This is a genomic window from Hirschia litorea, assembly GCF_042665075.1.
Taxonomy (GTDB): domain Bacteria; phylum Pseudomonadota; class Alphaproteobacteria; order Caulobacterales; family Hyphomonadaceae; genus Hirschia; species Hirschia litorea.
The window spans coordinates 472,497-496,004 of record NZ_JBHTBR010000005.1 but is presented as its reverse complement, the minus strand read 5'-3'; the positions used below and the strand labels follow the sequence as shown (position 1 = coordinate 496,004).

Sequence of the window (23,508 nt, the reverse complement as noted above, 5' to 3'; positions counted from 1 at the left end):
GTCAGATTGAAGGGAGGGCATTGAAATGAAAAATAAAAATAGCCTTCGCTTGTGTATTGGCACCGCCGCTTTAATGTCTCAGGCATGTTCTCCCATTATTCGGGTTCAGGCGCCTGACAAGCCAATCACCATCAATCTGAATGTGACAATTGATCAGCAAGTGCAGGTCAATTTGGATGAAGATGTGGATGATCTGATTGCAGAAAATCCTGATATTTTTTAACGGATGAATATAATGCGCGTCATTGCATATGTTGTTCTTTTATTGATCGCGAACCAAGCGTTTGTAGGTGCGGCTATAGCGCATCCTCAATTGGATGATGCAAAACGTTCTGGGCAGATTGGTGAGCGCTTTGACGGCTATATCGGCTTGGTGGATGCCGCGGGCGCTGATGTCGAGCTTAAACGATTTGTCGATGACATAAATGCGCGCCGCCGAGAAGCCTATACACGCTTGTCAGAAGAGACGGGCAAAAGCATGACGTCGATTGCGCGTAAAACAGCCGAAAAACAAATTGAGAAAGCCCAAATGGGTGAATTTGTAATGTATGACACCGGCAATTGGAAACTAAAGCAATAAAGCAAATAGGGGAGGCGTTTGGTGGCTATGTGTCATCTGCGTTGAACTGATCTTGCTGACCTGCATCACATTTGGATGGTGGGCCGAGCTTGAAATTTGCTCTGTTAAGTTGATTTCTGGAAAAAATCAGTGAAATACTGCTTTGAAATTCCCGTGTTGGGAAAGTCAATGCTTGTTTTAGCGCGTGCGAAGTGATTCGTATGGGGTAATTGAAACCGATTCATAGGGCTGTCATTCATCATGAAAGCATCGAAGCTAGCAGCGCTCGTCGCGTCACACATTTGCCATGAGCTCATATCTCCTGTGTCATCGTTCAAACTTGTGCAGGATTCTTTGAATGATCCTGACATGCGTGAACATGTTGAAGAGCTTATTCGCTCTGCATCTTTGACCGTTGAGTATAAACTCACTTTCTTGCGTTATGCGCTTGGGTCTGTGGGTATGCAGAATGGTTTTGCTGACCTGCATGAAGCACGTGGCTTATGTCAGAATTATATGAAGGGTTTCCGTGCTGACCTTGAATGGGATCACACGCCTGAAATCACAACGTATGCACAAGTGCGTCTCGTCATGAATATGATTATGATTGCATCGGCTGCATTGCCGCGCGGTGGTATGGTTACCGTGACCTCTGCAAAAATAGGCGATAAAGTTGAATTGAAGGTCGAAGGTAAGGGCGCACGCGTTCTTTTACCTACAGAAAAACGCGACTCATTGAACGGCGTTGAGCCAGAAGGTGGATGGACTGCGAAGACAATTCAGCCTTATTTTGCGCGTGTTTGTGCCGAAGAAATTGATGCCGTGATTGATTTGACGGACTCTGAAGGTGAAATTTTACTGAAATGTGTGACACCGGAGTAAGTTTTTGATTGAGAGTTAAGCGTTTGAACATGATTTCTTAACTCTCACAGCGTTTTCTATAGCCTGATCACCTGCCTCGATTTGGGGCGATTTGTGAAGCGGGCTATGATATGGACGATCTTCTAAGCGAATTCCTCACCGAAACTTCGGAAAGTCTCGATACGATTGATACCGAGCTAGTGCGATTTGAATCGCAGCCGAATGATAAGGAAACGCTCAATAATATTTTCCGTCTCGTGCATACCATTAAGGGAACTTGTGGGTTTTTGGGGCTGCCACGGCTAGAAGCTGTTGCGCATGCCGGTGAAACCTTACTTGGCAAATTTCGTGATGGTGCACTTCCTGTTACGCCGTCTGCTGTGACATTGGTTTTGGAGTCTATTGACCAGATTAAGTCTATTCTTGAATTTCTTGAGAGTTCGGGTGCAGAGCCAGCTGGTAATGATGAAGAACTTATTGCTCGCCTTGAAGATGCTTCCAATGGCGGACTTATTGCGGGAGCTATCGTTGAAGAGGCACCTGCCAATGATGCTGAGGCTGTGTTGGCAGGACTTGATGATGATGAAGATGAAGAAGATCCAAACGCACCGCCTCCAGGTATAGATCCAGCAAATTGGGATGCGCAATTGGGCCGTGAACTTCGCCCAGGCGAGGTTTCCCTTGCAGACCTTGAAGCTGCGTTCAATTCGGTTGAGCCAGACGAGATAGAACAACCTGCACCAGTTGTTGCTAAAGTTGAAGCGGCCGCAGCGGCTGCGCCTGTTGCCATTGAAAAAGCGTCTCCACTTGCAAACCAGACTATTCGCGTGGCTGTGGATGTTCTGGAAGATTTGATGACGATGGTGTCTGAGCTTGTGCTGACACGTAACCAACTTATGCAGATGGTACGTGGGTTAGACGATTCAGAATTTAAAGCACCATTGCAGCGTTTGTCTGCAATTACTGCTGAGTTGCAAGAAGGTGTCATGAAGACACGGATGCAACCAATTGGTACAGCGTGGAAGAAGCTTCCGCGTATTGTGCGTGATGCGTGTCAGGACTTGAACAAGAAGATTGATCTTGTTTTGGATGGTGAGAGCACAGAGCTTGACCGTCAGGTACTTGAGCTAATCAAAGACCCATTGACCCACATGATCCGTAACTCATGTGACCATGGTGTAGAGACGCCTGAAGCGCGTAAATCTAATGGTAAGCCTGAAACAGGAACAATCCATTTGCGTGCTTACCATGAAGGTGGTCACATCATTATTGAAGTTGCAGATGATGGTGCGGGATTAAACACGCAGCGCATTAAAGAAAAAGCGATTGAGAAAGAGGTTGTAGATGCGGCTGAAGCTGCAAATATGACGGATGCTCAAATTCATCGCTTGATATTTGCGCCGGGTTTCTCAACCGCAGCGAAAATTACAAATATTTCGGGTCGCGGCGTCGGTATGGACGTTGTGAAAACCAATATCGAATTGATTGGTGGGGTGATTGATCTACGTGCTGTGGAAGGTGAGGGGACGACGTTCCTTATCAAAATCCCACTGACACTAGCGATTATTTCTGCACTTATTGTGGGTGTCGGTGAGGAGCGTTTTGCGCTTCCACAATTGTCTGTCGTGGAATTGGTGCGCACTGGTAATGAGCGTGATCAACGTGTTGAGCGTATTTCCAATACGCAAGTGTTGAGATTGCGTGACCGTCTATTGCCACTTGTTACATTGAACCAAATATTGGGACTTGGTGACGGGGCTGGCAGTGATGTCGTCGATGAGGACGGAAATGCTTTTGTTGTCGTCATGCAAGTTGGCGATACGCGCTTTGGTCTTGTCGTTGATGAAGTGTTTGACACTGAAGAGATTGTGGTGAAACCGCTTACAAACATGCTTAGTGGTCTGCGCCAGTATTCAGGTGCAACAATATTGGGTGATGGGTCAGTTATCATGATCCTTGATCCTAATGGCGTGGCAAAAGAAGTCTCAAGTATTGAGGGCGCAAGTCAGGCGAATGCAGCTTCTAAAGCTGAAGACAATATCAATGATGATAGAATGTCGCTTCTTCTCTTCCGCGCGGGTGGTGATGAGCCTATGGCATGTCCGCTTAGCCTTGTGACACGTCTTGAAGATTTGGATGCATCCACATTTGAGCATGCTCAAGGGCACCAAGTGGTGCAATATCGCGGCAAGTTGATGCCATTGGTGCACGCTGCTGGTTCGCACATGATTAAGTCTGAAGGCAAGCAACCAATCCTCGTGTTTAACCAAGGTGATACAGTGATTGGTGTGGCGGTTGATGAAATTCTCGACATCGTTCACGAGACTGTAAACTATGAAATGGCCGAAATGACACCGGGTGTGCTTGGTGCTGCTGTTCTTAAAGGTAAAACCACGCAGATCATTGATGTTGCTCACTTCCTTAATGAAGGTCAGCGTGATTGGGCGAAACTTGCGACGTCAATGAAGCAAAAACAACGTCGCCGCGTATTGCTTGTTGAAACGCACCCATTCTTCCAGAACATGCTTTCACCATTGTTGAAAGCTGCTGGATATGACGTGACATTGGCTCCGACTGAAGACAAAGCGATTGAGATATTAAAATCTGAAGCAAGCTTTGATGCTGTTCTTGCCGATATTGATGCCTCACAAGGTGTAAGCCGTCTTGCTGTGGCCATTGATGCAAATGCTCAGTTGATTTCAGCACCACGCTTTGGATTGTCGAACCGTGATGATGCACAACCGACTGAAATGGGAATGAGTATTCCAAAAGCTGACCGCCAAGCATTGCTGATGGCCTTGGATACAGCGCTTAAAGCAAGAGGAGATGCAGCATGAGCTCGACAGAGTATGTGACTTTTCAAATTGGTTCGCAGACCTTTGGAACATCTGTTTTGGAAGTTCATGATGTTTTTCGTCCCACTCAAGTGACAAAAGTTCCATTGGCGAAGCCAGATATTGCAGGAGTTCTTAACCTTCGTGGGCGTATAGTAACCGCAATAGATGCCAGAGCGCGTTTAGGATTGCCTCCGAGAGAAGGTGATCCTGACGATATTATGGCCATAGGAATTGAACAAAACGGTGAAAGTTTTGGATTGATTATCGACACTGTTGGCGAAGTTGTTCGCCTTGAAGACGTTAATCTGGAGAAAAATCCAGTGAATCTGGACCCAATATGGGCTTCAGTTTCAAAAGGCGTTCACCGCTTGGGCGATAAGCTTTTGATTGTTATGGATATTGGTAAAATTCTGGCCGTAAATGAGCCCGATGAGGGTTTGGCAGCATAAAGGACGACTTTGATGAAGCGTTGTTTAATAGTTGATGATAGCCGTGTGGTGCGTAAAGTCGCGAGACGTATTCTCGAAGACTTGAAATTCGACACGATGGAAGCCGCAGATGGCCAGCAGGCATTAGAGCAGTGTCGTGCGGATATGCCTGAAGCTATCTTGCTTGACTGGAATATGCCGGTCATGAATGGGATTGATTTCTTGCGTGCACTGCGCCGTGAGCCAGGCGGAGACCGTCCAACAGTAGTGTTCTGTACGACAGAAAATGACATGTCGCACATTGCAGAAGCAATCCGTTCAGGTGCCAATGAGTACATCATGAAGCCTTTCGATAGCGAAATTATCGAGTCGAAATTTGCGGAAGTGGGTCTCGTTTAGCATCACACACATAATAGATGTGCGGGCTGTGTATTAGATTGAAGGGGTGCCGATGGTGAACGCTTTTGCGACAAACCGGTCCTATGGACAGTCAATCCGCGTCATGATTGTTGATGATAGCGCTGTGGTGCGCGGTCTCACAAAACGCTGGCTGGAAGTAGAAAATGACATAGAGATCGTAGCTGTCAGTACTGACGGTATGCGAGCTGTCGGCGATGTCGTAGCGGCAAAACCAGACGTAATTATCCTTGACGTTGAAATGCCGCGCATGGATGGGCTGACGGCGCTGCCTCAGCTATTGAAGCTTGCACCTCATGCTCGTATCGTCATGGCGTCAACGCTGACACGTGAAGGGGCAACCACAACCCTACGCGCTATGTCATTGGGCGCGGCGGACTATATATCCAAGCCAGAAGCAACAGGCTTAGGTGGAGCAACGGCGTATCAGAAGGATTTGATCGCTAAAATTCGTGCCTTGGGTGGTGCTGCACAAACTGCTGCTAACCCTGCCAAACGCACGCCAATACCGCCAATGCGTCCAGCATTTGCATCTAAACCAGCGGTATTTCGCCCTAAAGCTTTGATGATTGGTTCATCAACAGGTGGCCCGCAGGCATTACAGAATTTTTTAAAGCCAATTGCGCAACAGATAAATGCACCGATTTTTATCGTGCAGCATATGCCGCCAACATTCACAACGATTTTGGCTGAGAAACTTGCACAAGTTACAGGTCGTCCGTGTAAAGAGCCGGAAAATGGTGATGTTGTTCAAGCGGGACATATATATTTAGCGCGCGGTGATTGGCACATGCGAGTTGAAAAGCAAGGTATCAATCAAGTCATCAAGATTGATCAATCTCCACAAGTTAATTTCTGTCGTCCTTCTGTTGATCCTCTATTCCGTTCAGGTGTGGATGTGTATGGCGGGTCATTATTGAGTGTCGTGTTGACAGGCATGGGGCATGATGGCCGTGATGGCGCAAAATTAATAAATGAAGCTGGTGGTCGTGTGTTCGTTCAAGATGAGGCATCTAGTGTCGTCTGGGGAATGCCGGGTGCTATTGCGCAAGCTGGTTTGGCGGATGAGATCAAACCCATTCCTGAGCTGTGCAAGCTGGTCGTAAAATATATGAATGGAGCCGGTTAGGTGAATAGTACTGATTTTGATTTCGTTTCGGGGCTTTTGCGTCGTCGTGCCGGTATTCAGCTTACAACTGATAAGACCTACCTCTTAGAGAGCCGTTTAGCACCATTGGCGCGAAAAGAAGGTTTGGCTTCTATCGAAGATTTGTTGTCTGTTGTGCGTTCGCGTCGAGATGAGAGGCTGATTGCGCTTATCGTTGATGTGATGACAACAAATGAAACATTCTTCTTCCGCGATAAAACGCCGTTTGAATTAATGAAGGATGTGGCGCTTCCAGACCTCACCGCGAAGAATAAATCGCGTATCCGCATTTGGTGTGCTGCGTGTTCTACGGGACAAGAACCTTACTCATTGGCGATGATGTTGAATGAAAATCCTGCTTTAACGAAAGGGGCGGCTGTCGAAATTATTGCTACAGATATTTCACCGCGCGTTTTGGAGAAAGCAAAATCGGGTCTTTATTCTCAGTTTGAAGTTCAGCGTGGTCTGCCTATTCAAATGATGATGAAACACTTCAAACAAAAAGACGACTTATGGCAGATTTCAGATAAAATCCGCTCAATGGTGACGTTCCGTGAACATAATTTGATGGATCAACCAAATATGTTTGGCAAATTTGATGTCGTGTTTATTAGGAACGTATTGATCTATTTTGATCAGGCGACAAAGTCTGAAGTGTTGGATCGTGTTGCATCTGTGATGAACCCAGGTGGATTTGTCTTATTGGGTGCTGCAGAGACGGTGATCGGCATTACGCGCAAGTTTGAAGCGATGAAAGAGCGCCGTGGCTTGTATCAATTGGCTGTGGGAGAGAGTAAATCAGGCATTCGTGCTGCTTAAACTATGGTTGCTTTCGCATGAGAAATAACAATAATGCCGCACACGACTCATAGGGTGCGGCATTATTGTTTATAAAAACTGGCATATTCTGATCGTTGAATTGTTGTCAGTTCTATAACCCCATGCTACGACCCGCGCGGTTGAGGCGTAGTCCCCGCGAAGGACTACAAATACCTCAAGTTATTTTGGGACATCTAATCCTGTAGTATTGTCGCGGCGATGCTCCAGATTAAGCGGGCAAGATTTTGGGCGCATCATCTAACTCCTCCTCTACCGGAGCAGCACAACGTTATGCACTAGCGTTGTTTGACTTGGCACTGGAAGCGAAAGAATTGGACAGCATTGAAGCTGGTCTAAAAACTTTGGCGACTCTTATTAATGACAATGACAGCCTATCAAAAGTGTTGGGCGCACCTTTACACTCTGTTGACGAGAAAAAGGCTGTGTTAGATACACTCGCAGACAAAATTCAACTTCCTGAACTGGCAAGACGTTTTATTGGTGTGGTCACGCAAAATGGCCGCGCTGGAGATCTTGTTGGGATTGAAAAAGCATTTTCTGAGCAAGTAGCGTTACACCGTGGTACGACACGTGTTGTAGCGGTAAGTGCTCAAAAATTAACGGCCGCTGAGGCCACTAAACTGACGTCTACTGTCTCTACAGCACTTGGTCGTGATGTAGAGGTGGAATTAGAGGTCAATCCCGCTCTCATTGGCGGGCTTCAACTTCGTGTGGGATCACGTCTTATTGACGCGTCTCTTCGCACGAAACTCGATGGTTTGACGAACGCGATGAAAGGGGCCTAGCCCAATGGACATTCGTGCCGCTGAAATTTCAGAAATCCTGAAGGCGCAGATTACTAATTACGGTGCTGAGGCAACTGTATCCGATGTCGGTCAAGTACTGTCCGTTGGTGACGGTATTGCCCGTATCTACGGTTTGGACAACGTCCAAGCTGGTGAGATGGTACAGTTCGAAAGTGGTGTTAAGGGGATGGCCCTTAACCTTGAAAGTGACAATGTTGGTGTTGTTATTTTCGGTGATGACCGCGGAATTAAAGAAGGCGAAAACGTAAAACGCCTTGAAGAAATTGTGTCTGCACCTGTTGGTAAAGCTATGCTTGGTCGCGTTGTTAACGCGCTAGGTGAGCCTATTGATGGTAAAGGCGAATTGGCTGGCGTTGAAAAACGTAGCCGTGTTGACGTGAAAGCACCTGGTATTTTGCCACGTAAGTCTGTTCACGAGCCAATGGCGACAGGTATCAAGGCAATTGATACACTTGTTCCAATCGGTCGTGGTCAACGTGAGCTCATCATTGGTGACCGTCAGACAGGTAAAACTGCGATTGCTATTGATGCAATCTTGAACCAAAAAGCCATTAACGAGAGCGGTTCTGAAAGCGAAAAGCTTTACTGTATCTACGTTGCTATTGGTCAAAAACGTTCAACAGTTGCTCAAGTTGTTAAAACTCTAGAAGAGCGCGGTGCACTTGATTACACAATCGTTGTATCAGCGACTGCTTCTGAGCCTGCACCTCTTCAATACATTGCACCATTTACTGCGACTGCAATGGGTGAGTATTTCCGTGACAACGGAATGCACGCTTTGATTATTTACGATGACTTGTCTAAGCAAGCTGTGGCATACCGCCAAATGTCTTTGCTTCTTCGTCGTCCTCCTGGTCGTGAAGCTTACCCTGGTGATGTTTTCTATCTTCACAGCCGTTTGCTTGAGCGTTCTGCGAAATTGAACGAATCAAATGGTTCTGGTTCTTTGACAGCTTTGCCTGTGATTGAAACACAAGGTAACGACGTATCAGCGTTTATCCCGACAAACGTGATCTCGATTACAGATGGTCAGATCTTCCTTGAAACAGATTTGTTCTACCAAGGTATCCGTCCTGCTGTGAACGTTGGTTTGTCTGTGTCTCGTGTGGGTTCATCTGCACAGCACAAAGCGACAAAACAAGTAGCAGGTACAATGAAGTCTGACTTGGCTCAGTTCCGTGAAATGGCAGCATTTGCTAAATTCGGTTCTGATCTTGACCCAGCTACTCAGCGCCAATTGGCACGTGGTGAGCGTTTGACTGCTCTCTTGAAGCAGCCACAATACTCTCCTTTGGCTATGGAAGAGCAAGTTGTCTCTATCTATGCTGGTACACGTGGTTATTTGGATAAAGTTCCTGTGGATCAAGTGCAGCGTTATGAAGCTGAGCTTCTAAGCTTTGCACACGCAAACCACAGCGCTTTGCTGAAAACTATTCGCGACGAGAAGAAACTGACTGGTGACACAGAAGGCAAAGTGAAAGAGTTGATCGAAACGTTCAACAAAACATTTAGCTAAACGTAGATCAGGCAAACAGTTGAGAGGCTGATAAATGGCCAGCTTGAAAGATCTTCGCGGTCGCATAGCGAGCGTGAAGTCAACGCAGAAAATCACGAAGGCCATGCAAATGGTGGCCGCAGCGAAGCTGAAACGGGCGCAACAAGCGGCTGAAGCTTCACGTCCATATGCACAGCGTATGGCTGCGGTTATCGGTAATTTGGCCGATTCCGTTGGTGTAGGTGAGGGCGGTCCCCGTCTTCTCGCCGGCACCGGCAGCGACCAAACACAGCTTGTTGTCGTTTTGACAGCAGAACGTGGATTGTGTGGCGGTTTTAACGGGAATGTCGCTAAATTGGCGCGCAAGAAAGTATTATCGCTTCAAGCTGATGGTAAGGATGTGAAAGTTCTTACTATTGGTAAGAAGGGTAATGACGTTCTTAAGCGTGAATTTGGTTCTATAATTGTTGATCACATTGATTTGCGCGGTGAAAAAGAACTGAACGGTGAAGTCGCCGCAAAGATCGGCCGCACGATCACTGGCATGTATGACGATGGCGCGTTTGATGTCTGCTCCTTTATCTATGCAGAGTTTAAAAACGTGTTGACCCAGAAGCCTGTTGTTCAGCAGCTTATTCCAGCTGTTGCACCAGAAGATGCACCAAAAGTGGATCTTAAAGGGGCAACATACCTGTATGAGCCAAATGAAACAGAGATTCTTGAGGCACTATTGCCACGTTATGTGAACACTCAAATCTTATCAGCACTTCTTGAAAGTTCAGCTGGTGAGCAAGGTGCTCGTATGACAGCTATGGACAACGCCACACGTAATGCTGGCGAAATGATCGATAGCTTGAACTTGACATATAACCGCGCCCGTCAGGCGCAGATCACAACAGAACTTACAGAAATCATCTCCGGCGCGGAAGCGCTGTAGGACCGACCGGGAGCAAAGACTATGGCGACGACAGCCAAAGGAAAGATCAGTCAGGTTATTGGAGCCGTTGTAGACGTCGAGTTCGACGGCACACTTCCAGACATCCTGAACGCACTTGTGACTGACAACAACGGCAACAAGCTTGTTCTCGAAGTTGCTCAGCACCTAGGTGAAAACACTGTTCGTACAATCGCGATGGACGCGACTGAGGGACTAACACGTGGTCACCCTGTAGAAGACACAGGCGCACCAATCATGGTTCCTGTTGGTCCTGCTACGCTGGGCCGCATCATGAACGTTATCGGTGAGCCGATTGATGAAGCAGGCGAAATCGCTACTGCTGAACGTCGTCCAATTCACGCGGATGCACCTGATTTTGTAGACCAAAACCCAGAGTCAGAAGTTTTGGCGACAGGTATCAAGGTTATCGACCTTCTTTGTCCATACGCAAAAGGTGGTAAAATCGGTCTCTTCGGTGGTGCCGGTGTGGGTAAAACAGTTCTTATCATGGAATTGATCAACAACATCGCGAAAGCATATGGTGGATACTCTGTGTTCGCTGGTGTGGGTGAGCGTACGCGTGAAGGTAACGACCTTTACTGGGAGATGATCGAATCTAAAGTGAACGTTGAGGGCGGCGGCGGCGACTCTCGTGCGACGCTTGTTTACGGTCAGATGAACGAGCCTCCAGGTGCACGTGCACGTGTTGCTTTGACGGGTCTTGCCCAAGCTGAGTATTTCCGTGATGAAGAAGGTAAAGACGTTCTGTTCTTCGTGGACAACATCTTCCGCTTCACGCAAGCTGGTTCTGAGGTGTCTGCGCTTCTTGGTCGTATCCCATCTGCTGTGGGTTACCAGCCAACACTTGCGACAGACATGGGTGGACTTCAAGAGCGTATTACATCAACACACAAAGGTTCTATTACCTCTGTGCAAGCGATCTACGTTCCTGCGGATGACTTGACTGACCCTGCGCCAGCCACATCATTTGCTCACTTGGATGCGACAACAGTTCTTAACCGTGCGATTTCAGAGAAGGGTATTTACCCAGCTGTGGACCCGCTAGACTCAACATCACGTATCCTATCTGGAGACGTTGTAGGTGAAGAGCACTACCAAGTCGCACGTGACGTTCAGTCAATCCTTCAGAAATATAAAGAACTTCAAGACATTATCGCGATCTTGGGTATGGATGAGTTGTCAGAAGATGACAAAATGACCGTTGCCCGTGCGCGTAAAGTTGAGCGTTTCTTGTCACAGCCATTCCACGTTGCTGAGATCTTTACAAACACACCAGGTGTGTTGGTTGATCTTAAAGAAACAGTGGAAAGTTTCCGTGACATCATTGCTGGTAAATATGATGACTTGCCTGAGCAGGCATTCCTCATGTGTGGTGGCATTAAAGACGTTGTTGAAAAAGCTCAAAAAATGGCAGCTGACGCTGCTTAAGGGCTGAGATGAAAAACGGATCGCTCGACATAAAGGATTGTGTGAATAGCATATGTCCTTGGTCGGGCGAACCAGTCAGCGCGGATGCGTTGACACTTTACAGGGGAGAAGTTGTCGGGTTTTGCAACACGGGTTGCCGCGACAAATTCGAAAAAGCTACCCAGCTTTTTGATCCTTTGGTTGATAAGAATTTGGACACCGGAGTTCAGGAATGAGCGACAAACTACACTTTTCTCTCGTATCGCCTGAGCGCGAACTTTTCGCTGGCGAAGTCGACCAAGTCGATGCACCAGGTTCTGAGGGCCAGTTCGGTGTATTGCCGGGCCACGCACCTTTCATGGCAACATTGAAAGCGGGTGTTGTGGTTGTGTTTGAAGGCGACAAGCGCACACGTCTGTTCGTACGGTCAGGTTTTGCGGACGTAACGCCTCAAGGTCTGACTATCCTTGCTGAAGAAGCGATAGACCTCATTGATTTTGACGCGACAAAATCTGAGGCAGCATTAGCATCTGCAAAGCTTGAGTTGGAATCTGCGGATGAAGATGATGCTAAAGTACGTCTCATAGAAACAATTTCATATCTTGAGGCATTGATCGCATCAGCGGCCTAAGTTTCAGAATATAATCTACAAGACGATAAACCGATAAGCATTGAGCTTGTCGGTTTTTTTGTGCTTGGGCGAATTGTGATAAATGAGTGCATAATACCAGCAGCGGTGTCTATCTGCTCATATTATGCATCTGGTTGGGGGAAGAGGGCGCTTTTACTTATCTAAGCGGCTGATAGAGATATTATTTTTGCTGTTTTGCGCGGCATGGCGGGGCGTGTTTTGATGCATTCAACTGTATTAGCCCATTCTAATACACTACTAAACATCGTTTCAGAGCCGACTTCTTTGAAGGGCCAATGACCTATATTCGGGAAGGTGAGAGATAAGCCTACTGTTTTTGCTTTTGTCCAATTGGCAGCAGTGAGTTGCACGGTGCTTTTGGAAATTGCGCGGTCTTTTCCGCATGTGATTGTCATAGTCGGGACATTTACTTCTTGCGTGGTCACGCGGCTCGTTTGTCCCGGTATTGAGAGCGGGTTTGCTAATTCGGAAGATAGGCGGGAGGATTCATATCGCATGTTCTCTATGATAGCTGCACGCTCATGTGAAGCTACATTGTTTAACATGCCCCAGCCTAAACCAACTGACCTTAAAGGAGAGTTGTTAGCTCTCATGGTCAAAAGGAAAGCAGAGAAGTTCAAGGATTTAGAGAGTTTTCTTCCTGTGATGTGGCTGGCTGCATCGGGTGTAGGGCTGATGAACACGCCGCCAGATACATCACCGTATTCAACGAGTTTTTGAGCAACAAGACCACCAATGCAGTGACCAATAACGAGAGGCTTTTCGCCTTCTTCATTGGTAAGGTGTTCTGCATAAGCCGCGCTCGCTTTTATCCAGTCATTGAAGCCCAAATTGTCGAGGGCTTCAGGTGGAGTTTGACGGGTACGAAGGTGCTGGAAAAGAGTTGGTGCTTCACACCGCCAACCGCAAGCTTCAAAGAGAGGGATCACTTGATCCCAATCATCGCCGCTGCCGCCCAATCCGTGTAAAAACAGAATGGATTTTCCCATAACCACCTCAACTCATACTCTTTTTTGTTAAGACTTAGAGTGGGTGAAAATGGTTAATGAGTTAACTAAACACTCTGTCTAATTCGTCCAATGCGCAAATTTATCTGCAATAAATGTGTATATATCTCGCTTGAATGGCACGATCAGTTCTGGGACTTCATGCAGGGAAACCCACTTCCACGCATCAAATTCTGGCGTGTGCAAATCCAACTTAATATCACTTTCCAATCCTTTGAATCGGAACGCGAACCATTTCTGTTTCTGTCCAGAAAAGGGGCCAGCTAAACGTTTTTTTACATCCTCAGGGAAGTCGTAATAAAGCCAAGGGTCTAACTGTTCCAAAAGCTCGACTTTGTCTTTGGCGATGCCTGTCTCTTCTTCCAATTCTCTGTATGCGCCTTTGAGCACATCCTCACCTTTATCAATGCCGCCTTGGGGCAGTTGCCATTGATATTGGCCAGAAGAGCCGGCGCGACGGCCGACAAATACATGCCCTTTTTGAGAAAATACAGCCAAGCCCGCATTAGGCCGGTAGAGGTCTGGATCCCGGTTACCTTGGAGTGGGTTATTCGTTCCCTGTGTCATCGCCGCTGCCTTCTGGTCTTGCTGTGTTAATACCAGCCGCAACCGAGGCAGGTACGAGTTCATAGACGTCTGAGTCTATGGTTTCGGACCATTGTTTAAATTGATCGACAGTGACAGGGAAGGCAAAACCAACACCTAAAGCTGAATTATTCTGCAGTGCGAGTGCTTCAAGGTGAAGAAGATTTCTGTCGATGGCATCAGCGGAAGGGACAGTGTCAACAATCCTATCAGCTTCAGCAAAATTCATATCAATCTCTTCAGCAATTGAAGGAAAGACGGAACGATTTGCGGCACCATCATATATAAGCGCCAATCCACGACGGTTAAGCTCTTCCATTATAGGCTTTAAGACGCGTGATTCGGTGGCCAGTCTTGCGCCTTGATAGTTGATTACACCAAAATACCCTGTGGTTTGTCCTAGAACAACTTTGAGGCGTCTTTCATTTTCTTCTGCTGAGAGCGTTGTTAGCAATGTGTCTGGGCCGGTATCCACATTTGGATAATCGTAAGGCTCCATAGGCATTTCTAGCAATACTTCATGGCCGGCTGCGCGTGCACGATTTACCCATGTTTGAAGGTCTGCAGAATAGGGTACAAAAGAGAGAGTAACTTCGGGTGGCAGATCACTAATGGCTTGCATTGTAAGGCTTCGCTTAATGCCAAGACCACCTACGATAAGCGCAATTTGAGGCTTGCCGGTTGGTGTGTGTGGACGCGCATAAACTTCTGCAGGGCGGCGTCCATCATCGGCAATTTTCGGTAGCCGTCCAACAGCACCGTTTTCATATAGTCCACTGACGGGTGCCCTCGTAAGCGGGATGCGTTCTTTTTCAGCTTCGGGTTCAGGTGCCACTTCAGGAGCGAGGCGGGTGATACGAATATCGCTGCCATCACCAGTGCTAGCTATCTCTGCCTGCGCTGTGGCTCCTTCCGCCGGATATGAAACGGGCAAGCTCGGTTCATCATCTTCCGTGTGGGAGGCCGTTTGTGTGCCATGCTCTGAAGGCACTTCATGTATAAGAGGTGGCTCGTCCAGTCGAGATTTTAATGCTGGTGCCGGACCTGCACGCTCTGCAAACAAGCCAACACTAGCTTGGGGGCTGCCTGCATCTTCATTGCCTGTTAGCTGCACGAATGCGGCACTCAACCCAAACACAATCCCTATAGATGTTAAGCCCAAGGCGGCATGCTTGAGGCCGGTGTTTAGCGGGGATGTGTTGTGTTTTAGAGTCGAAGACATGACTTGCGTAATCCGTTGAAATTCCTGTCGGCCCAGCTGTGGTCTCGGAGCAAACGTTTATAGGAAAGAAACTTTGTCTCTATTATCGGTTAAACGCGGTTAACAAGTTGGAAACAATAAAGGTCTGCCGGGTAGAAATTGCCCAGCAGACCTTAGAATTTCTACATTTGCTGTGTTCTATCCCTTGTGGGCGAGCTCTGTTGCAAAATCTGTAGACCGTAAATACGAAAGAGCGCGTTCCAATTGGTAATCTTCGCCCTCATAGTCAGCGGGAGGTTGGTCGGCTGGAATATGAGGTGGACGACGTTCACGGCCTTGGTCGTTTTCTAGAGCATTGCGCAAATTGGCCTCTGAATATCGTTTCTGACGCGTTTCTATGTGTTCCATTTCTTCATCAGTGAGGCGTGATTGTGCGACCTCAATATCAGGATCAATACCGGCCCCCTGAATAGATGCGTTTGATGGAGTGTAATAACGTGATGTTGTAAGGCGAATTGCGCCGCGTTGTGGGCCTAGCGGAATAACCGATTGCACAGAACCTTTCCCAAAGGAGGTTTCGCCCATAACAGTTGCGCGTTTATGATCTTGAAGCGCTCCAGCTACAATTTCAGCTGCTGAAGCGGAGCCGCCATTTATCAGTATGACGATTGGCATGTCTGGTAGGCGCTCACCTGGGCGAGCATTATAGCGCTGTACATCATTGGCTTGGCGGCCACGCGTAGATACAACTTCTCCACCATCAAGAAAGGCAGAGGATACGCCAACAGCTTGGTTGAGTAGTCCGCCTGGATTGTTACGTAAATCTAGGATGAGGCCTGTCATTTTTGACCCTAGGTCACGCTTTAAGGATGTGATCGCATCGTTTAAGCTATCTGTGGTTCTCTCATTAAAGCTGGAAATACGAATATAACCAATCGTGTCTTCGGCGTGATAGGTGACGGAATTTTGTTTGATGATCTCACGTGTAAGCGTGACATCGAAGGGCTCTTTGTCTTCACGCAAGATTGTGAGCGAAATATCTGTGCCGGGTGCGCCGCGCATTTCTTTTAGGCTGTCATTCATTGGCTGGCCCACTATAGGTTCACCATTGATTGCCGAGATATAGTCACCAGGTTGAATGCCAGCCCGGCTAGCGGGCGTGTCATCCATCGGAGAAACAACGAGGATGAAGCCATCTTGTTGTGTGATTTCAATACCCAATCCGCCATATTCTCCAGAGGCTTGAACCTGCATGGAGCGATATTCTTCAGGGTTTAGATAGCTTGAATGTGGATCCAAAGATGTGAGCATGCCATCAATTGAAGCTTCCATAACTTCGGCTTCGTCGACACCTTCAACATATTCGGTTTGCACACGTGCAAGAATTTCAGCAAAAAGATCCAGTTGAGCATACGTATCAGCGTGGTTTGTTTCAGGAGCGCTATCTGCATTCCACACAAAAGCGCTCAAGCCTAATACGCCAGCAAGTGCTGGTCCGATAAATCTTAATCGCATATAGTCACGCTCCATCTTTTCTCGCACCTGCTCGTCGCTGAAATGGCACTCTCATATAATTTAGGGGATTTCCTCAATTTATCTAGTGCAAGCATGCTTTGCACACAGATGATTTTCCCTAACGTTTGGTTTTATTGTCTGCGAGTAATGTCTCTGGGTCTATGGGAGCACCATTATGGCGCAGTTCAATATATAATTCTGGCGTTTGTTTGGCGTTGTCTGACATACGGCCAACGGGCTCACCGCTTAAAACAGATTGCCCCACTTCTGCGTAAATAGAATCCAGTCCCGCGAGTACCATGATGTAATTGTCGCCTAAATCAAGAATCAATATTTGACCATAACTGCGGAAAATACCAGCATATTCTACACGACCATCTCTTGGTGAAACAATGTGCGCGCCTGCTCTGGTTTGCCAAGTTTGTCCCTTGGATTTTTCCGAACTGGTGTTGGAGCTGCCAAATGCACTCACAAGCGTCCCAATTGCTGGCCGCTGGATATGTGAACCTGATCCAAAAACTGGGGGAGAGGGGCGGGATTTTGAGGTGCTTTTTTTAGGTGCTTCCACTGGCTTTTGAGCAAGTTTGGCAAAGCGTCGAGGAGGGAGCGGCTTCAGGCTCGGTGTTGTTGGTGCTTTGGAAACAATAGAGGAGAGAAGGGCTTGGAGCGTGTCAGCTTCGCCTGCCAAAGCTTTATTCTGCGCTTTTAGGCTGGCTGTAGCTTTGGCTAAATCAATGCGTTTTGAGCGTTTTTCTTCATACAATGCTTCAATTTCTTGGCGTCTTGCTAGCAAAGTCTGCTCAGCTCGGATGAGCTCTTCTTTCTCGGCGCGGATATTTGCTTGCAATGATGCGAGTGTATCGAGTTCTTCGGCAAGCGCTTCTGCTTTCGCAGCGAGTTTCGGGGCCACGTCTCCCATGAGGATCGCTGCACGAATAGCTGCGCTCGTGTTCTCTGGGCTTGTTGTCAGAGCTGGTGGCCGTTTGGAGCCAAAACTCATCAATGTTGCCAATACATCCGCGAGCGTATCTTTGTCTTTGAGTAGCTCTTGGCGCGCAGCAATTTCCTGTATTTCTAGGTCATTTAGCGCCATCTGTGCGTTGATAGCAGATTCTTCACGGCGACGACTATCGGCTGCTGCTGCAACAAGATCATCGTCAATTTCTTGGAGTTCGCGATCAGCTTTTTTGCCGCTTTTTTCCAATTTTTTGAGCCGTTTGAGCACTTCATCACGCTCTGCTTCAACGCGCTCTAGGTCACTTATGGAAAATGTATCTTTGTCAGCTTTTTTATCTTGTGCCCATATGGGCGGCGCGAAAGCGACGCTGAGAGCAAGAGAACAAGGTAAAATAAAACGAAACAACATATGCCAACTTATAAAAAGAGCTTCGCTAACCGAGGGTGAACATTCTATATGTTTGACATGGTTTCGCGTATTATTGGCATAACAAAAGCAATATTTTTATTCGCGGTGATAGGGAGAACCAGCTTCGATAGATAAAGCGCGGTAGATTTGTTCAGCTATCATCACGCGCACAAGCTTGTGGGGCCATGTTTGCACACCAAAAGAAATCGCGTCAGGGGCCTTTGGAGTTAGGGATTTGTCGTGGCCATCTGCACCGCCTATTAGGAAAGCGACATCATCACCTGTATCGCGCCAATTGGCGATTTTTTTAGAAAATTCCATAGACTTTAACGCCTTGCCGCGTTCATCTAATCGAACTAAGCGTGCGTTTCCAACTCGTGCAAGAATGCGTTCAGATTCTTTGGTTTTGCCGCCACCTGCTTCCACCTCAATTTCTTCAACAGAACGGATACCAAGGCCGCGTCCAGTTTTGGCAGCACGTTGAATATAATCATTCACCATGTCGCGCTCGGGGCTATCTTTCATGCGTCCAACGCAGACGATTTTAATATGCATGGTGGTGTGTAATCCAGATATGAAAACACCAGCTCACGGCCTGACATAAGGCTGCAAACTGGTGGTTTATGTTTAAAATCAGGTTTAGGCTGAAAGGTGATCTGAAGAAGGTGTTTCAGCACCCCAGATGCGTTCGATATTGTAGAATTCGCGCACTTCTGGACGGAAAATATGAACCACAATATCACCTGCATCAAGTAAAACCCAATCGCAGTTTTGAAGACCTTCGGTGCGTACACCCGTCACGCCGGCTTCTTTTAGAGCGCGTGAAATGTGATCAGTCAGAGCATTCACATGGCGCGCTGAACGGCCAGAAGCAATGATCATTGTATCGGCAATGGAGGACTTATCTACCAAGTCAATTTCGATGATGTTTTCTGCTTTATCGTCGTCGAGACGTGCAACTATCATCTTTGAAATTTCGGCTATTTGAGCGATTGAGACCTTATGCTGCGTCTCGTCATTGTCACTGGCAGTGTTGTCAGCGGCAGTACGCATATCTTGAGCGGACAGGGCTAAAACCTTTCTTTAATACTATTGGTCAATTGCGACCTTACTTTCCCTTTTAACACGTAGACTGGAATAGGGAAAGGATTGGGCTAAATTAGTGAGATTTTGATATAGGGTTGAGCTACCACATATTCGAGGGGCCACGTAGACGAGTGGAACTTTCGCTGTTGAGTGGTGCCCTTAAATGCACCCAATGAGGTGCTTTGGATGTGGGTAGAGACGCTGCACGGGCATCAGCGATTCTTGCATGTGCATAGCGGCGGGCGAATTTTGAAAAACGCGCACGTGCACCTGCACCGGGACGGGCAACAACAGCGATTGGGACGGAATCTGCAATTTGGGTCCAGCCTTGCCACTTATGGAAGTTGATGAGGTTATCTCCTCCCATAATCCAAACAAAATGTGCTTTCGGTGCTGTTTGTTTTAGTTGTTGAATCAAGGCATTAGTATAACTGAGGTCGAGGCGTTTTTCGATGTCTGTAACACGCATATGAGGCCCGCGGGCCATGCGTTCAGCGGAAGCGAAACGCTTTTCGAATGGCGTTTGCGTTGATTTTAAAGGATTTCCTCGGGCTGGAATCCACCAGACATAATCAAGCTGTAAGCGCTTCAATGCTGTTTCAGCGACATGGGCATGGCCTTCATGGGCGGGATCGAAAGAGCCGCCCAAAAGTCCGATTTTGATACCATCCGTTGCAGACGGCAAGCGCAAAAGATGGCGGCTCATTGAGCCACCTGAATGCTTTTGGCAATGTCTGAAACGGCGTTATTTTTCATAAAACTATTCTATTTCAATGAATTAAGAAGGGCGAGTTTGGCCATTCCCGCGGACCATGTATTTGAAAATTGTGAGTTGTTCAGCCCCCACAGGGCCGCGTGCATGCAAGCGGCCTGTGGCAATTCCTATCTCTGCGCCCATACCAAATTCACCACCATCCGCAAATTGTGTAGAAGCATTATGCATAACAATAGAGGCGTCGATCTCGTTCAGGAAGCGTTCTGCTGCTGCCGTGTCTTCTGCAAGGATAGCCTCTGTGTGGCCTGAGCTATAGGTCTGCACATGCTCTAGTGCCTCAGTGATATCGGTCACCACCTTGATAGATATAGTAGGAGCTAGATATTCGGTGCGCCAGTCTTCTTCGGTCGCGGCAATCATTGGCACAATAGCTTGTGCTTTGTCATTTCCACGCAATTCACATCCAAGTTCCTGAAGTGATTTTGCGATTTTCGGCAAAAGCTCAGAAGCAACGCTGGCATCAATCAGCAAAGTTTCAGTTGCGCCACAAATTCCAGTCCGTCGCATTTTGGCGTTGGAAACGATTTCTATCGCTTTAACTGGATCAGCGCTTTCGTGAACATAAGTGTGGCATAAACCTTCAAGGTGTCCGATGACAGGCACACGCGCTTCTTCTTGTACACGCGCCACAAGGCTTTTGCCGCCCCGTGGAATAATGACATCCAAGTTGCCGCTTAGACCTTTGAGCATAAATCCAACGGCAGCGCGATCAGTTGTTGGAACCATTTGCACAGCATCACGTGGCAAGCCTGCATCTGCAAGTCCGTCTTGAAGTGCAGCTGTAATTGCTGTGGCGGAATGGACGCTTTCAGACCCTCCGCGCAAAATGGCAGCATTCCCAGAGCGCACACATAAGGAGCCAGCATCTGCTGTCACATTTGGGCGGCTTTCATAGATGATACCGATCACACCGATAGGACCACGCACCCGAGAGATTTGTAACCCGTTTGGACGTTCCCAACTTGCGAGTACGTCACCGACTGGGTCAGCAATTTCTGAGACGCTTTCAAGCCCTTGCGCAATGGATTCAAGGCGTGCAGCTGATAGCTCTAGGCGGTCTAGAAGAGAAGGGGTGAGGTCTTTAGCACGTGCTGCTTCCATATCTTTGGCATTTGCAGCGATAATCATATCGGCATTCTCACGAATGCGGTTTGCCATCGCTTTTAGCGCTTTTGTGCGTGCCTCAGGGCCCGCTTTCACCAAGAGCGCAGAAGCTTTACGCGCGCGTGCGCCCATGGCGTTCATGGTGTCATTGAGTGACGCTGTGTCAGTTGGGGTCATGGTCATGATTAGGCTCGGTTAGATTAGGGCTGTAAGTATTTAGAGCAGAATAAGGTCGTCACAATGGATTAGTGCAGGGCGACCCTTAAATCCAAGGATAGATTCAATCTCAGAAGAATTGCGACCTATAAGGCGCGTTGCGTCTTCTGATGAATATGCGCTTATGCCTCGCGAAACAGGGTGTCCTTGAGGATCAACAACTTCAATAGCATCGCCGCGATCAAAATGGCCCTCTATATGTGTGACGCCCGCTGGCAAAAGACTCTTGCCTTTGCGCAGAGCACGAGAGGCACCTGCATCTACCGTGACTTTTCCAGCAGGTTTTAACGATCCCATAAGCCATTGAATACGCGCGGTATCTGGGGACACAGGCGGAATGAACCATGTTGCCAGCGCGCCATTTTTTAGGGCGGCCATCGGTAAATCACTGGCGGCATCAGTTGGTTCGCCGCGTGTGATGACGGTTGCGCACCCTGCCGTCATGGCAATGCGAGCAGCTTGAAGTTTTGTGGCCATACCGCCTGATCCAACGCCAGCTTGGGCATTGGCGCTACCGCCCATATTCATAATATCTGGTGTGAGGTCGGTAACGACAGGAATGTGTTTCGCACTTGGATCATTGCGCGGGTCAGCTGTATATAGACCATCAATATCGGAAAGAAGCACTAATACGTCTGCGCCAGTCATTTGGGCGACACGTGCCGCAAGGCGGTCATTATCGCCATAGCGAATTTCTTCGGTTGCAACTGTATCATTCTCGTTGACGATAGGGATCGCGCCCGCTTCTAGTAGCGTATTGAGCGTTGCGCGCGCATTTAACCAGCGGCGTCGGATTTCAGTGTCATCTAATGTGAGAAGTGCTTGAGCAACAGGGACATTGTGAACAGCAAAAGCATCTTCCCAAGCCCGCATGAGACGGATCTGACCAGATGCCGCAGCGGCTTGCTTTTCTTCTAGTTTTAATGCGCCAGATTTCAATTTTAGCGCTTTGCGTCCCAACGCTATTGAGCCTGAAGACACGATAACGATTTGTTTTCCTTGGGCGCGCAGAGAGATAATATCACGCGAAATTGCCTGAATACGGGCAGCATTCGCTTTGCCCTCAGCATTGATAAGCAGTGCTGAGCCGAGTTTTATGACGATGCGTTTCGCACTGGATAAATATTCCGCGCCAGATTGTATTGTATCAGGCTTGGTTCCAGAGACCGTTTCTACGGTGTCCATCCTTGATCTTCTTCCCCAGCTTCAAAGGCTTGCTTTGCGGCCTCTTTATCTCTTTGCACTTGTCGTTTTTCTTGGATGGCAGCAAATAGCTCACCCAAAACATCTTTTACATTGTCGCCTGTCGCACCGGAAATGATATGTGGTTTTTGACCACACACTTTTTCAACCTTGGCGGCTTGTTCCTCAAGAATTTCCGGATCAAGCGTATCAGATTTGTTGAGGGCTACAATTTCAATTTTTGACTCAAGGTCAGCCCCGTAATCTTCCAGCTCTTTGCGTACCGTTAGATAAGCTTGGTCTGGATCATCCTGTGTGGCGTCTATCAGGTGAAGCAAAACAGTACAGCGTTCGATATGACCAAGGAAACGCGTGCCTATGCCAGCACCTTCAGCGGCACCTTCGATAAGGCCCGGAATGTCAGCTAACACAAAAGACGAACCAAGCCCTAGGCTAACGACCCCAAGATTTGGGTGAAGCGTGGTGAAGGGATAGTCTGCGATTTTTGGTTTGGCTTCTGAACTTGCGGCAAGGAATGTAGATTTACCGGCATTTGGCAAACCAACGAGCCCTGCATCTGCGATGAGTTTCAAACGCATCCATATCCAACGCTCATCTCCGGGGAGACCAGGGTTGAAACGGCGGGGCGCTTGGTTCGTGGATGTTTTGAAGCGTAGATTTCCCCATCCACCATTGCCGCCTTCAGCCAATAAAACCTTGTCGCCAACTTTTGAAAGGTCAGCAATCATAGTTTCCTGATCGTCTTCAAAAATTTGTGTACCGACGGGGACTTTAATGATGACATCCTCTGCAGCTGCACCTGTGCGGTTGCTTCCCATACCATGGCCACCGCGCGCAGCTTGGAAATGCTGCTTATAGCGGTAATCAATCAATGTGTTGAGACCTTCAACAGCCTCGGCCCAGACGCTGCCGCCATTGCCACCATCGCCGCCATTGGGACCACCATTGGCGATATATTTTTCACGTCTGAACGCCACACATCCATCGCCGCCATATCCGGCAGCGACAAAAAGTTTACATTGGTCCAAAAATTTCATTTCGTG

At 47.8% G+C, this 23,508-nt stretch carries 24 protein-coding genes; 13 read left to right on the top strand and 11 right to left on the bottom strand.

Annotated elements, in window-relative coordinates:
- The first annotated feature begins 25 nt into the window (after positions 1-25).
- From ACFQS8_RS11075 to ACFQS8_RS11015, 13 genes are all read left to right on the top strand, one after another.
- Positions 26-223: a YnbE family lipoprotein gene (locus tag ACFQS8_RS11075; RefSeq protein WP_382167397.1), complete on the top strand. Its 198-nt coding sequence runs from the start codon at positions 26-28 to the stop codon at positions 221-223.
- Positions 224-235: 12 nt separating this feature from the next.
- On the top strand, positions 236-580 hold the full coding sequence (locus ACFQS8_RS11070) for a YdbL family probable chaperone protein (protein WP_382167396.1): 345 nt from the start codon (positions 236-238) through the stop codon (positions 578-580).
- 240 nt (positions 581-820) lie between these two features.
- A complete protein-coding gene (locus ACFQS8_RS11065) occupies positions 821-1,441 on the top strand; it encodes a histidine phosphotransferase family protein (protein ID WP_382167395.1) in 621 nt (206 codons plus the stop codon).
- 110 nt (positions 1,442-1,551) lie between these two features.
- Positions 1,552-4,257, top strand: a complete 2,706-nt coding sequence (locus ACFQS8_RS11060; protein ID WP_382167394.1) for a chemotaxis protein CheW — start codon at positions 1,552-1,554, stop codon at positions 4,255-4,257.
- Positions 4,254-4,706: a chemotaxis protein CheW gene (locus ACFQS8_RS11055; RefSeq protein WP_382167393.1), complete on the top strand. Its 453-nt coding sequence runs from the start codon at positions 4,254-4,256 to the stop codon at positions 4,704-4,706. The genes ACFQS8_RS11060 and ACFQS8_RS11055 overlap by 4 nt, the downstream gene beginning before the upstream one ends.
- Positions 4,707-4,718: 12 nt before the next feature.
- Positions 4,719-5,084: a response regulator gene (locus tag ACFQS8_RS11050; RefSeq protein WP_012778007.1), complete on the top strand. Its 366-nt coding sequence runs from the start codon at positions 4,719-4,721 to the stop codon at positions 5,082-5,084.
- A 52-nt stretch (positions 5,085-5,136) separates the two neighbouring features.
- Entirely contained in the window at positions 5,137-6,231 is a 1,095-nt protein-coding gene (locus tag ACFQS8_RS11045) for a protein-glutamate methylesterase/protein-glutamine glutaminase (RefSeq protein WP_382167392.1), read from the top strand.
- Positions 6,232-7,068, top strand: coding sequence for a CheR family methyltransferase (locus tag ACFQS8_RS11040; RefSeq protein WP_382167391.1), 837 nt, complete (start codon positions 6,232-6,234; stop codon positions 7,066-7,068).
- A 245-nt stretch (positions 7,069-7,313) separates the two neighbouring features.
- On the top strand, positions 7,314-7,874 hold the full coding sequence (atpH, locus tag ACFQS8_RS11035; protein WP_382167390.1) for an ATP synthase F1 subunit delta: 561 nt from the start codon (positions 7,314-7,316) through the stop codon (positions 7,872-7,874).
- Between the two features lie 4 nt (positions 7,875-7,878).
- Positions 7,879-9,411 carry a F0F1 ATP synthase subunit alpha gene (gene atpA / locus ACFQS8_RS11030; protein WP_382167389.1) on the top strand — a complete coding sequence of 511 codons (1,533 nt, stop codon included), beginning with the start codon at positions 7,879-7,881 and terminating at the stop codon, positions 9,409-9,411.
- A gap of 34 nt (positions 9,412-9,445) precedes the next feature.
- A complete protein-coding gene (locus ACFQS8_RS11025) occupies positions 9,446-10,327 on the top strand; it encodes a F0F1 ATP synthase subunit gamma (protein WP_382167388.1) in 882 nt (293 codons plus the stop codon).
- A 21-nt stretch (positions 10,328-10,348) separates the two neighbouring features.
- Positions 10,349-11,776: a F0F1 ATP synthase subunit beta gene (gene atpD, locus ACFQS8_RS11020; protein ID WP_382167387.1), complete on the top strand. Its 1,428-nt coding sequence runs from the start codon at positions 10,349-10,351 to the stop codon at positions 11,774-11,776.
- 211 nt (positions 11,777-11,987) lie between these two features.
- Positions 11,988-12,386, top strand: coding sequence for an ATP synthase F1 subunit epsilon (locus ACFQS8_RS11015; protein WP_382167386.1), 399 nt, complete (start codon positions 11,988-11,990; stop codon positions 12,384-12,386).
- Between the two features lie 161 nt (positions 12,387-12,547).
- Here the strand turns inward: ACFQS8_RS11015 and ACFQS8_RS11010 are convergent, their stop codons facing one another.
- The 11 genes from ACFQS8_RS11010 to obgE form a co-directional block, all read right to left on the bottom strand.
- Positions 12,548-13,396, bottom strand: coding sequence for an alpha/beta hydrolase (locus tag ACFQS8_RS11010; RefSeq protein WP_382167385.1), 849 nt, complete (start codon positions 13,394-13,396; stop codon positions 12,548-12,550).
- Between the two features lie 78 nt (positions 13,397-13,474).
- A complete protein-coding gene (locus ACFQS8_RS11005; RefSeq protein WP_382167384.1) occupies positions 13,475-13,981 on the bottom strand; it encodes an RNA pyrophosphohydrolase in 507 nt (168 codons plus the stop codon).
- A complete protein-coding gene (locus ACFQS8_RS11000; protein WP_382167383.1) occupies positions 13,962-15,221 on the bottom strand; it encodes a divergent polysaccharide deacetylase family protein in 1,260 nt (419 codons plus the stop codon). The genes ACFQS8_RS11005 and ACFQS8_RS11000 overlap by 20 nt, the downstream gene beginning before the upstream one ends.
- A gap of 177 nt (positions 15,222-15,398) precedes the next feature.
- On the bottom strand, positions 15,399-16,715 hold the full coding sequence (locus tag ACFQS8_RS10995) for a S41 family peptidase (protein WP_382167382.1): 1,317 nt from the start codon (positions 16,713-16,715) through the stop codon (positions 15,399-15,401).
- 118 nt (positions 16,716-16,833) lie between these two features.
- Entirely contained in the window at positions 16,834-18,081 is a 1,248-nt protein-coding gene (locus ACFQS8_RS10990) for a murein hydrolase activator EnvC family protein (RefSeq protein WP_382167381.1), read from the bottom strand.
- 96 nt (positions 18,082-18,177) lie between these two features.
- Entirely contained in the window at positions 18,178-18,636 is a 459-nt protein-coding gene (locus ACFQS8_RS10985) for a 23S rRNA (pseudouridine(1915)-N(3))-methyltransferase RlmH (RefSeq protein ID WP_382167380.1), read from the bottom strand.
- Positions 18,637-18,720: 84 nt separating this feature from the next.
- Positions 18,721-19,134 carry a ribosome silencing factor gene (gene rsfS / locus ACFQS8_RS10980; RefSeq protein WP_382167379.1) on the bottom strand — a complete coding sequence of 138 codons (414 nt, stop codon included), beginning with the start codon at positions 19,132-19,134 and terminating at the stop codon, positions 18,721-18,723.
- A 133-nt stretch (positions 19,135-19,267) separates the two neighbouring features.
- On the bottom strand, positions 19,268-19,873 hold the full coding sequence (locus ACFQS8_RS10975) for a nicotinate-nucleotide adenylyltransferase (RefSeq protein WP_382167378.1): 606 nt from the start codon (positions 19,871-19,873) through the stop codon (positions 19,268-19,270).
- A gap of 72 nt (positions 19,874-19,945) precedes the next feature.
- Positions 19,946-21,229, bottom strand: coding sequence for a glutamate-5-semialdehyde dehydrogenase (locus tag ACFQS8_RS10970; protein ID WP_382167377.1), 1,284 nt, complete (start codon positions 21,227-21,229; stop codon positions 19,946-19,948).
- A 33-nt stretch (positions 21,230-21,262) separates the two neighbouring features.
- A complete protein-coding gene (gene proB, locus ACFQS8_RS10965; protein ID WP_382168602.1) occupies positions 21,263-22,405 on the bottom strand; it encodes a glutamate 5-kinase in 1,143 nt (380 codons plus the stop codon).
- Between the two features lie 29 nt (positions 22,406-22,434).
- Positions 22,435-23,502 carry a GTPase ObgE gene (obgE, locus tag ACFQS8_RS10960; protein WP_382167376.1) on the bottom strand — a complete coding sequence of 356 codons (1,068 nt, stop codon included), beginning with the start codon at positions 23,500-23,502 and terminating at the stop codon, positions 22,435-22,437.
- Positions 23,503-23,508: the final 6 nt, after the last annotated feature.